8 protein-coding genes are annotated in these 11,873 nt (G+C 59.5%); 2 read left to right on the forward strand and 6 right to left on the reverse strand.

The window, feature by feature from the left end; genetic code table 11:
- Positions 1–69 precede the first annotated feature (69 nt).
- Entirely contained in the window at positions 70–774 is a 705-nt protein-coding gene (locus IG616_RS15525; protein WP_192149079.1) for a glutathione S-transferase C-terminal domain-containing protein, read from the forward strand.
- 68 nt (positions 775–842) lie between these two features.
- Here the strand turns inward: IG616_RS15525 and IG616_RS15530 are convergent, their stop codons facing one another.
- The 6 genes from IG616_RS15530 to IG616_RS15555 all read right to left on the reverse strand — a co-directional run bounded on the left by IG616_RS15530 (position 843) and on the right by IG616_RS15555 (position 9,952).
- On the reverse strand, positions 843–3,965 hold the full coding sequence (locus IG616_RS15530) for an efflux RND transporter permease subunit (protein WP_192149080.1): 3,123 nt from the start codon (positions 3,963–3,965) through the stop codon (positions 843–845).
- 19 nt (positions 3,966–3,984) lie between these two features.
- Entirely contained in the window at positions 3,985–5,163 is a 1,179-nt protein-coding gene (locus IG616_RS15535; protein WP_192149081.1) for an efflux RND transporter periplasmic adaptor subunit, read from the reverse strand.
- A gap of 303 nt (positions 5,164–5,466) precedes the next feature.
- On the reverse strand, positions 5,467–7,107 hold the full coding sequence (groL, locus tag IG616_RS15540) for a chaperonin GroEL (RefSeq protein ID WP_192149082.1): 1,641 nt from the start codon (positions 7,105–7,107) through the stop codon (positions 5,467–5,469).
- 53 nt (positions 7,108–7,160) lie between these two features.
- Positions 7,161–7,448: a co-chaperone GroES gene (groES, locus tag IG616_RS15545; protein WP_192149083.1), complete on the reverse strand. Its 288-nt coding sequence runs from the start codon at positions 7,446–7,448 to the stop codon at positions 7,161–7,163.
- Between the two features lie 350 nt (positions 7,449–7,798).
- The gene (locus tag IG616_RS15550) at positions 7,799–8,368 is read right to left on the reverse strand and encodes a hypothetical protein (RefSeq protein WP_192149084.1); all 570 of its coding nucleotides are present in this window, start codon (positions 8,366–8,368) and stop codon (positions 7,799–7,801) included.
- A gap of 114 nt (positions 8,369–8,482) precedes the next feature.
- A complete protein-coding gene (locus IG616_RS15555; protein ID WP_192149085.1) occupies positions 8,483–9,952 on the reverse strand; it encodes a sigma-54-dependent transcriptional regulator in 1,470 nt (489 codons plus the stop codon).
- 344 nt (positions 9,953–10,296) lie between these two features.
- Here IG616_RS15555 and IG616_RS15560 point away from each other — a divergent pair, with 344 nt between their 5' ends.
- The gene (locus IG616_RS15560; protein ID WP_192149086.1) at positions 10,297–11,838 is read left to right on the forward strand and encodes an EAL domain-containing protein; all 1,542 of its coding nucleotides are present in this window, start codon (positions 10,297–10,299) and stop codon (positions 11,836–11,838) included.
- The last annotated feature ends 35 nt before the right edge of the window (positions 11,839–11,873 follow it).

Below are 11,873 nucleotides of genomic sequence, written 5' to 3' on the forward strand. Positions count from 1 at the left end.
GTTCAAGAAACCAGTCCCCTTCAAAATCCACTGCGGAATGCCGCGAAGATCCAGAGCAAGGCGAGACGAATGACCGATTTGAGCATGTTTCCGATCACGGCCAAATGGCCTGCCAAGAATCCAGACGTGATTCAGCTCTATTCACTGCCCACCCCCAATGGGATCAAGGTCAGCGCCATGCTGGAGGAGACGGGTCTGGCTTATGAACCGCATCTGGTCGATTTTGGGTCGAATGATCAGATGAGCCCGGCATTTTTGTCGCTCAACCCGAACAACAAGATTCCCGCCATTCTCGATCCCAATGGCCCGGACGGAAAGCCTCTCGGCTTGTGGGAATCGGGTGCGATCCTCATCTATCTGGCGGAGAAGAGCGGTCAGTTCCTGTCCAAGGATCCTGCCGGGAAATATGAGACCATCCAGTGGCTCATGTGGCAGATGGGCGGCTTTGGCCCGATGTCGGGCCAGCTGGGGTTCTTCCATAAATTCGCTGGCCGCGAATACGAGGACCGCCGCCCCTTCGAGCGCTACCGCGACGAGGTCAAGCGTCTGCTGAATGTATTGGATCAGCGTCTTGAAGGCCGTGACTTCATTATGGGCGGCGACTACACAATTGCCGATATAGCGTCCTGGCCGTGGGTCCGCACGATTTCAGGGTTCTATGAGGCTGGCGAACATGTGGACCTCGACAGCCGGAAAAATGTCTTGCGCTGGTATGAAGCCTGTCTTGCCCGCCCGGCAAGCGAGAAGGCGACGAACATTCCGGCTCGCGGTTAAGCGCATCAATTGCGTCATTGCCCGTCAAGGGCGGCCTCAGCCGTCCCTTGACGGGTGTCCTCAAACGGTCATTCACCCGGAGCCGGGTGATCGGGCGCGGCAACCGCAATTTCCCGCTGCAGGCGGGCATCTTCTTCGGCCTTGGGCTTGATAAAGCGTCCGAGGATCAGGTAGGCGACCGGCGTCAGGAAGAGCGTTGACAGGGTTGCGAGGCCAAGGCCACCGACGATGATCCAGCCGAGTGCGATGCGTGCTTCTGCCCCGGCGCCGCTGGCCATGATCAGCGGCACCCCGCCGACAATCGTGCAGATCATGGTCATCATCACAGGCCGCAGGCGGATGTTGGCCGCGTTCTCGACGGCCTCGCGCACACTCTGGCCACGGTCGCGGAGCTGATTGGCGAATTCGACGATAAGGATGCCATTCTTCGCCATGATGCCAACCAGCAGCACCAGCCCGATCTGACTGTAGACGTTGAGCGTTGTGCCCGTCAGGAGCATTGCAAAGACCGCGCAGGCGAGGCCAAGCGGCACCGTGGCCATGATGATCAGGGCGCTGATGAAGCTTTCGAACTGAGCTGCCAGCACAAGCAGGATAATCAGAACGGCGAAGCCGAACGTTCGTGTCATGCTGGACGATTGTTCGCCAAGGGTCGCAGCTTCCGCAAGCGGGATAATGCGCGCGCCCGGCGGAAGCAAAGGGGTGGCGATCTGCACGGCGGTGTCATAAGCCTCGCCGAGCGCGAAGTCAGGTGTCAGACCGGCCGTTATGGCCACCGAGCGCAACTGTTGTTCCCGTGTGAGCGATGGCGGCACGGCTTTTTCGACGAGGCTCGCAATCGTTGAGACCGGAACGAAACGGCCGTCGCTGGTTTTGATGAAGATGTTCTCCAGATCCGTCGGGTCATTGATTGGATTGGTGGTCGAGACGAACTTCACGTCATAGGCACGGTCACCAATGAAGACCTGACCGACCTTGCGCCCGTCAAGCATGGCCTGCATCGCTGTTCCCAGGCCATTGATGTCAATGCCAAGATCCGATGCCCTTTCCCGGTCAACCGATATGGAAAGCTGGGGCTGTGTTGCCTCGGTCGAGAGGCGGACCTGACGGAAACGCTTGTCTTTTTCCATCTCGGAGATGATGCGGTCCGCGGCAGCACCAAGCTTTGCGTAGTCGCTGCCGGCAACCGCAAACTGCAGGCCTGAACCTGCCCCGCGAATTCCGAGACTGTTGGGCTGAAAAGCGAAGGCACGGACGCCGGGAACGTTCTGGACCAGTCTGTTGACCTCAGAAAGGATCTCCTGCTGGGACCGTTTACGCTCTTCCCATGGTGCCAGCCTGATCACCATGAAACCGCTGTTGGCGGAGCCACCGGAGCCTGCGATGGAAAATGTGCTGAGGATCTCGCCCCGCTCGCGCAGGGGCTCGAGCAGTTCTTCAATGCCGCGCATTTCCTGCGAGAGATAGTCAAGGCTCACACCTTGAGGCGCTGAGATCCGCAAGAAGCCCATGGAGCGGTCTTCCGCCGGTGTGAGCTCGGACTTGATCGAGCCGAACATCACTCCTGCTGCTCCGGCGAACAGAAGCGACACCACCACAACAACAAGCGGAGCGTCCAGGCAGGCCTTCAGGCAGCGGTGATAGAGGCCGCCGAGCGCGCGTCCGGCTGCGCCGGTCATCCCGCTATGCTCCTTGTGCTCGCTGCCCGCCTTCAGGATGCGGGAGGCAAGCATGGGGCAAAGAGACAGTGCGACGATGGACGACAGGAAGACAGCGATTGCCAGAACGAAGCCGAATTCCCGGAAGAGGCCGCCGGTCTGGCCGGGCAGAAACGACAAGGGCACAAAGACCGCAACCAGCGTGGCCGTCGTGGCAATGACGGCGAAGAAAACCTCATCGGTTCCAAGCACGGCTGCCGCGCGCGGACCCGTCCCCTGGTTCCGCCGGCGCACAATGTTCTCAAGAACCACAATCGCATCATCGACGACGAGACCCGTGGCAAGGACCAAAGCAAGCAAGGTCAGGATGTTGACGGAGAAACCCGCAAGGTAGATGGCCGCCAATGTTCCGATAAGGGCTACCGGCATGGAGACCCCGGGTATGATGGTCGCCCGCCAATCCCACAGGAACAGATAGATGATCAGAAGAACGACACTGACGGAGATAACGAGCGCGATCTCGACCTCGTGAATGGCGCCGTTGATGAAGGTGGCGTCGTCACTGGTGATCTCGATGTTCATGCCCGCGGGCAGGTTCTCCTGAATCCGGAGCGCTGCGGCGCGGACGCCCTCGGAAATCTCGAGCGTGTTGGACTGGGCCGCACGCACGATCCCGAGACCGATGCCATTCCTGCCATTCACCCGGAGCTGAGATTGTCCGATATCCGGCCCAAGGGTGACGACTGCAAAATCGCCGAGCCGGGCGCGTCGGTTGATGATCATCCGCTCAAAGGCTTCAGGTGTATTCACCGATGCGGTCGCGCGGACGATCAGGTCCTGATTGTTGCTGGTCAACGATCCGGCGGGCCTGTCGAAGGCCATTGACGAGAGGGCATTGGCAACATCGGCGACGGTCAGGTTGAGACTTGCCATCTTCGCCTGATCGATGTCGATGCGGAAGATCTTCTCCCGGTCACCGTAGGCCTGGACGTCGGCAACACCGGGGACGGCAGCCAGAATGTCCGAGATTTCATCTTCAACGAGCACGGTCATATCTTCGACCGGGATTGTATCGGAGGTCAGTCCGAGGCGGACCACCGGCTGGGAGTTGGCATCTGCCTTGATGATGCGCGAGGCGTCCGCGTCTTCCGGCAGGTCGTTGACGATACGCCCCAGGGCGTCGCGCATATCAGATGCAGCGGTGTCGAGATTGACATCGCTGGAAAACTCGACGGTGACCCGGCTTTCGCCATAAGACGAGGTGGAGGAGATGGACTTGACGCCAGAAACCCGTGAAATGGCCCCTTCAATCACACCCGTCACCTCGCGGTCGACCGTTTCCGCTGCCGCTGAATCGTAGCTGGTCCGGACGGTGATAACAGGCCTGTCAACATCCGGGAGTTCCCGGATTTCCACGCCGAAATACGCGGCAACACCGGCCACGACGATCAGCGTATTGATGACAAATGCCAGGACAGGGCGCCGCACGAACAGCGCGGTCAGGCCAGACCCATGATTATTCTGTGTGCTCATTGGTTGAGCCTCGCGGCATTCAGGAGCTGCTGTTTGTGGACGACAGTTTTTGACCGGACGCCGGGGCCGGTTTGGTCTCGCGGCCCAGGATGTTCAGCTTTACGCCCTGCCTTGCGAGATGAAGTCCCTCAGTGACCACTTCCTCGCCTGCTTCCAGGGGGGCTTTCACGAGAACACTGTCTGTGTTGCGCTGGATAATGTCGACGCTCACCCGTTGCGCCGCGCCGTCACGCACTGCCCAGACATAAGCACCATCTGTACCCCATTGCACGGCCAGAGGATTGACTGCCGGGTAGTGGTCGCCGGGGAATTGCATGGAAACCTGGAACGACATCCCCGCCCTAAGCTTATCAGCATCATTGGTAATCCGGGCCTGAACATGGAGGGTCCGGCTGTCAGTTTCGATCCTGTTGTCGACAGCGCTCACTTCGCCAGAGAAAGTTTCACCAGGGCGGGCCACGGAGGTCGCCGTTAAAGGAGAGCCAACCTTGACGGATGAAGCGAAGCGTTCCGGGACCCAGAAATCGATCAGGATCTCGGATCTGTCGTCGACGGTGGCGATTACTGTCTGGGAGGTTACATAATTGCCTGCGGTGATTGGCAGAATGCCGACTGTTCCACCAATCGGCGACTCGATGGAGCGTCTGGAGAGATTGAGCTCGGCCTCGCGCAGCTGCAGCCGGGCGTTATCTACGGCGAGCTCAGCATCGGTCACCTGCACTGTGGTGGCGGTGTTGGATCTCAGCAGCGCTTTCATGCGCTCAAGGCGCGCTTCCGCGTCTTTAAGCGCGAGCGCTGCGCGTTCAGCTGCGATTTCCTCAGCATCAGAGTCCAGCTTGGCGATCACATCGCCCGGCTTAACCGTTTCTCCGGAATTGACAAGGAACTGGATCATCCGGCCGCTGGTGAACGGGGTAACCTGCACCGACCGGACGGCGCGGCCGGTCCCGATTGCCGAGAGGCGGTCATTGATGGTCTCTTCCACAACTGGCGCAGTGATGACGCTGCCTTGTGGGGCTCTCCGGCCCGTTTCTCTTCCTCCAGGTGCCTCGGCTCCTTTGGAAGCGGTCTCGAACGGCAGTCCCCTCATGCCCCAGCGGGCGAGTTGATCGCCTGCGCCAGGGTAGAACCGGGCCCATAGGCCAGCCGCAACAACGACCGCGATCAAAATCAGAGCTAGTTGCTTCCAGATTGACATTCACTCACCAAAAACCACGCATCACCTGCATCGGGGAAAAACATGCGCATGACTACGTAAGCGTGACAAGTTCCAAATCGGAGCTGATGCCGTGGAAATTGTAACGCTTTGTAAGCGTCATCAGCACGTTACCGGCTTGATACGGAAGTTCCCCATCGCCGGATCACGGGCAGTTCATCTGCCTGGCTCCAGGTGCGCATCGCCTGATCATCCGGATGCAGCTGCGGGAAAGGTGTTCTGCCCGCCAAACAAAAAGGGCGGCCCGAAGACCGCCCTTTCCGAATTCTCAGGCGTTTAGACTTCTTAGAAGTCCATGCCACCCATGCCGCCCATGCCGCCACCCGGCATTGCCGGAGCGTCTTTCTTCGGCATCTCGGCAACCATGGCTTCGGTGGTGATCAGCAGGCCAGCAACCGAGGCAGCGTCCTGAAGAGCGGTACGAACAACCTTGGTCGGGTCGATGATGCCGGCTTCGATCATGTTGACGAATTCTTCGGTCTGAGCGTTGAAGCCGAAGGTGACGTCGTCATTTTCCTGGATCTTGCCAACAACGATGGAGCCTTCGACGCCAGCGTTTTCAGCGATCTGACGGATCGGAGCTTCCAGAGCGCGCAGAACGATCTTGATGCCAGCCATGATGTCCGGGTTAGCGGAGGTGAGCTTGGCAACAGCGTTCTTGGAGCGCAGGAGAGCCGTGCCGCCACCCGGTACGATGCCTTCTTCGACAGCAGCGCGGGTTGCGTTCAGAGCGTCGTCGACGCGGTCCTTCTTTTCCTTCACTTCGATTTCCGTAGCACCGCCAACGCGGATCACGGCAACACCGCCAGCGAGCTTGGCCAGACGTTCCTGGAGCTTTTCGCGGTCGTAATCGGAAGTGGTTTCTTCGATCTGGGCCTTGATCTGGGCAACGCGGCCCTGGATGTCGTCCTTGGAACCAGCGCCATCAACGATGGTGGTGTTTTCCTTGGTGATCGAAACCTTCTCGGCGGTGCCGAGCATGTCGAGGGTGACGCTTTCGAGCTTGATGCCGAGATCTTCAGAGATCACGGTGCCGCCGGTCAGGATCGCGATGTCTTCCAGCATGGCCTTGCGGCGGTCGCCGAAGCCCGGAGCCTTGACAGCAGCGATCTTGAGGCCGCCGCGCAGCTTGTTGACGACGAGCGTTGCAAGAGCTTCGCCTTCGACGTCTTCAGCGATGATCAGGAGCGGACGGCCGGACTGGACGACTGCTTCCAGGATCGGCAGCATTGCCTGCAGGTTGGAAAGCTTCTTTTCGTGCAGCAGGATGTACGGCTTTTCGAGGTCAGCCAGCATCTTTTCTGCGTTGGTCACGAAGTACGGGGACAGGTAGCCGCGGTCGAACTGCATGCCTTCGACGACTTCCAGCTCGGTTTCCAGCGACTTGGCTTCTTCAACCGTGATGACGCCTTCGTTGCCGACCTTCTGCATGGCTTCGGCAATGTCCTTGCCGACCTGCTCGTCACCGTTCGCGGAGATGGTGCCGACCTGGGCAACTTCTGCGGAGGTGGTGATGGTCTTGGAAGCAGCCATCAGAGCCTTGACGGCTTCAGCAGCAGCCATGTCGACGCCGCGCTTCAGATCCATCGGGTTCATGCCGGCTGCAACGGCCTTCGCGCCTTCCTTGACGATGGACTGAGCCAGAACCGTCGCGGTGGTGGTGCCGTCACCAGCAATGTCATTGGTTTTCGAGGCCACTTCGCGCACCATCTGGGCGCCCATGTTCTCGAACTTGTCTTCGAGTTCGATTTCCTTGGCGACAGACACGCCGTCCTTGGTGATGCGCGGTGCGCCGAAGGCCTTGTCGAGGACCACGTTACGGCCCTTCGGGCCCAGGGTCACCTTGACGGCGTTGGCAAGGATGTCCACGCCGCGCAGCATCTTCTCGCGGGCGTCAGAACCGAATTTTACGTCCTTAGCAGCCATTTTTACATCTCACTTCTTGATTGGAATATCGGGAAATCAGGACAGTCGCGTGATTACGCGAGAACGCCCATGATGTCGGATTCCTTCATGATCAGCAGGTCTTCACCGTTGATCTTGACTTCGGTGCCGGACCACTTGCCGAACAGAACGCGATCACCAGCCTTCACGTCGAGGGGGATCAGGTCACCGTTTTCCTTGCGGGCACCAGCGCCGACGGCGACGATCTCGCCTTCCTGCGGCTTTTCCTTAGCGGTGTCCGGAATGATGATGCCGCCAGCAGTCTTCTCTTCAGATTCTACACGGCGAACAACGACACGGTCGTGCAGCGGACGAAATGTCATTTTGGCTCTTTCCTCTCATGGTGCACGCCCCCACCTTTAGGCAGCGTGCGGGCATGATAATTTTGGGTCGAAAGATACCCGGGCCGCTCTGGACCCGAGGCATGTTGGCACTCCCCACAGGCGAGTGCTAACAGCGTTTCCGATGTAGGAGCGGACCCGGTTCTTGTCAATGGTGATGAGGGAGAAAAAAAGCTCGGGATTGAGTCATTTTTTGGAAAGCGGCGCTACGCTTCAGCGCGGCTTTTCCATCGGGCCCTTTCCGGGCCTTGATCAACGCCGGACGCATGGTGCCCGGCGCAAAATCTGTCCTTTTGCAGCGGCCCTTGCCAAGGCGGGACGAAGCCACGGCTCTACTTGGCGGCCTTGACCTCGAACGACAGGCTGATCACGCCGGTTTTGCCGCCAATCGCGTCCGCAAATGTTGTTTCCAGCGTGTAGCTTCCTTCCGGAAGACCTTCAAAAGTGAAGTTCAGAGAGGTGAAGGCCTGGCGGTCCTCAGCTCTGGATGAACCCGCCAGCGCGGCAAATTTGTTTTCTGCGGCCAGAACCTGTCCTGAAGGTGTTATCAGGCGGTAGCTCGCGTCCATCGCGTAGTCATAGCCGGAGCCGGTCTTGTTGAAGCCATAGCCGACAGGCTGAACATAGACGGTCATGGTCTCACCCGGAGCAAAAACCGCAGATTCCCGGGGAGTGTATTTACCGTAGCCACGAGCAGGGCCTTCTGCGAAACCGGCTGCCGTGAAGGCCAAGGGTGAGGCTGTCCATGCAGTCTCAAGCTGATCGTAGCTGCCGGCAAGCTCTGCGGAAGGCGCGGGGGCCGTTAAGGTGGCAGGCTCTGCCAGCGCTGCTGCCGGCAAAACTGCACAAACTGTGAGAAGCGAACCTGCTAACCGGAACCACCGGATGATACCTGCCGTCATCAATGCCCCCTGCAAAGCTCAAGCGTATTGTTTTTTCAACGTGTTTTCAGTCGATATAGACCGACTTCCCCTCAGGCACAAGAAAATGACGGGGACGGGGTAAACATCATCCGGCTAACCGCTCCGCTCCTGCCAGGACTGGCGCTTGCGGTAGATGGTCGAGGGGCTGATTTCCAGAGCGGCGGCTGCCATGGCGATGTTGCCGTCAAAGGCGTCCAGCGCGTCCTCGATGATTCGCTTCTCCTGCGCCCACAAGGGCTCAATGGTGGAGAAGGCACGTGCGGGAGCCGCAGCGCGGGCCCGCTCACGGGACAGGTCGACGATAGTGCCGCTGCGCCCGGATGGGTCTCGGATCAGCATCGGAAGCATGTCGAAGGTGACAGCCAGCCCGTCGTTCATGACCACGATCTGGCGGATCGTGTTTTCCAGCTGGCGCACGTTGCCCGGCCAGTTGTAAGCGGTCAGCCGGGTTTCTGCGTCTGCGTCAAAACCTCTGAAGCCACGGCGTTCTTCCGCCGCAAAACGCTCCAGGAAGGTCTGGGCCAGGATCAGGATATCGTCGCGGCGCTCGCGCAGGGGCGGCAGTTGAATCGGCAGCACGTGAAGCCTGTAGTAGAGGTCTTCACGGAACCGGCCTGCAGTCACTTCCGCCAGCGGGTTTCGGTTGGTCGCGCAGATGATGCGTGCGTCGACCTTGCGTGTGGTGGTGTCTCCAAGGCGCTGGAAAGTCCCGGTCTGCAGGAAGCGTAGCAGCTTGCTCTGCAAGAGCAGGTCCATTTCACCGATTTCATCGAGGAAGAGGGTACCGCCGTCGGCCTGTTCCGCAGCGCCTGCCCGGTTGTCCGTGGCGCCGGTAAAGGCGCCGCGGACATGGCCGAAAATTTCGCTTTCGATCAGGTCGCGCGGGATTGCGGCGCAGTTGATTGTAACGAGTCGCTCGGACTTCCGCTCGGACAGGGAGTGGAGGGCGTTTGCGCAAAGTTCCTTGCCGGTTCCAGATTCCCCGGTAATGAAAACAGGGGCATGGGACGGCGCCATGCGCTTGATTTGGTCATAAACCACGCTCATTGCAACTGAGCGGCCGATCAGCTTTTCCAGACCGCTGGCGGCAGGCGCGCGCGGAATGCGTATGGCGTTGTCCGATTGATCCTTCAGGAGCTGCTCGGTTGCGGGAATGACAATAGGAACCGGCTTGCGCTGGTCCAGCTGGAAAGAGATCTTGGACGCCAGCATGTCCAGCGAGAAGGGCTTTGTCAGGAAGTCGTGTGCTCCGGCCCGCATGGCGCTCACCGCCCGGGAAACAGATCCCTTGGCGGAAACCGCGATGATGACCGACGAAGGGCAGCGGACTGCAAAGGCTTCAAGCGCCTCGTCTCCGCCAATGGTTTCAAGATCCAGAACAAGAACGTCTGTGTTGTTCCTGGCAAGATCGTCAAGGCAGGATGATGGGTCCGAATAAAGGACGGGATCTGAACAGCGCACCTTCAGCTTTGCTGTCACGGCGGCGGACCGTGCTGCTTCTGATGCGGACATGTCTAGAACGCGAACTGTTACGGGCCTTGTGAAGGCCTGATTACTCCCCATTGCTGGGCTTCCCCCGTCGCTCGTGGCTACGCGTTTACTGCTGGGCCAAGGATTGACCTGACAAGAATAATTCCCCCAACAGGGTAAACAAAGGGTTGTCACTATTGCGAAAAGAAAACGGAGGCTTGCGCCTTGGTCTTTTCCGGGCGCTGGACCCGTTCTGGTGCTGTCAGCTGGCCAAACACCTGAACGAAGTCTTTAATTTGCGCAGATCTGCGGCCGTTAGCGGGGGACAACCGGTGCTATCCCCAGAAGCATGCTGCCATAGGATTCGGAGGGGGGCGTTTCTTAAGGCATGATTAACGGCAGATTTGTGATTCGAGTAAGAGAGACTTCGGGGATAAATGGGGCGCATCGCGACCATCTTTATCGTGATTTGCATGGCGGTTATCGCCATGTCGGTCTCGGCAGTGCTGGTTTTCCAGTTTGGCCGTCCGTTCGGCGAGGCCGTGTCACTGTCTCTCGCTCTCATGTGCACCATGATCCTGCTGCATCTCCTTCTCAGCCGTTCGCGTGAGCGCAGCGCTGTGAGTGAGGCGGTTGAGCGTCTCGAAGACCGTATGAGCGAAATCGACGAGGATGTCGGCAACCTGGAAGGCCGGCTGACGGGTGTCGAACACACCATACCGCGCCGGACCCGTGAGGAAATTGATCCTCTCTTTGCCGAGGTTGAGGTGCTGGGGTCTCTGGTCAAGCAGATGGCGGAAGCCATGTCGGATCTGGAAACCCGTTTTGAGGACCAGCAGCAGCTCCCGCCGCCGCCTCAGATGCCAGAGCTTTCGCATTATGCTCCGCAGGGCAGCTACGGCAACGGGCCGGTCTCTCATGCTCAGAGCCAGCCTGGCAGTCAGTATATGCCCCAGCCGTCTCAGCCTTCGCTGAGTTCTGCCCTCGATCAGCATGGGAACTATGCTGCGCCGCATCAGCCGGCACCCGACTATCCGAACCAGAACCCGGCAGGTCATGGCTACACTGCGCCGCCGGTAATGCCTCAGGCGCCTATGGGCAAACCCGCCGCGCAACCCGCTCATCCTGGCGTTTCTCAGGCTGCTGACGACTTTGCGCGGCCACCGGCTCCTCGTCCTGCTCCGGCAGCTGCCTCTGATCCGGGCATGCGCGAACTGATCCTGTCGGCGCTCAATGCCAACCGCGTTGAGCTTCATTTGCAGCCGATTGTGACCCTGCCTCAGCGGCAGGTGAAATACTATGAGGCCTTCACTCGGCTGCGGGATTCTCAGGGCGAACTGATCGATGCTGCGACCTTCCTGCCTGAAGCCGTGCGCTCCGGCCTTATTGCCCGCATCGACAATCTGCAGCTGTTCCGCTCTGTTCAGGTCATCCGGCGTCTGACGGCCCGTAATCGCAATGCGGCGCTGTTCTGCAATGTCTCTTCCCTGTCGCTCGTGGACGAAACCTTCTTCCCCGGCTTCCTGGAGTTCGTGCGCTCGAACAAGAGCTTCGCCGATGTGATCGTGTTTGAGTTCGCGCAGGAAGATGTCGCCCAGATGGGCGTGATGGAAATGGAAAGCCTCAGCGCTCTTGCCGAGATTGGCTTCCACTTTTCCATCGACCGCATCACCGACATGAAGATGGATTTCAAGACCCTGGCACAGCGCGGCTTCAAATACGCCAAGCTTCATGCCGACTATCTGATCGGCCGCCGGGCTGCCGATCACGGGCACATCCATCCGTCCGATTTCGGTGATCTTCTGCACCGCTACGGCATCGAGCTGATCCCTGATCATGTGGAGACCGAGTCCCAGGTGCTTGAGCTGCTCGACTATGAGGTCAAGCTGGCTCAGGGCAACCTCTTCTCTCCGCCGCGCCCGGTGCGTGCCGAAGTTCTCCAAGGCGCCCCTGCCCCTGCGGCCCGCAAGCGGGCCTGAGTTTCTTCCTCGGGGCGGGGCCAATTTCTGCTGAC

Source organism: Roseibium litorale (assembly GCF_014842915.1).
Taxonomy (GTDB): Bacteria; Pseudomonadota; Alphaproteobacteria; order Rhizobiales; family Stappiaceae; genus Roseibium; species Roseibium litorale.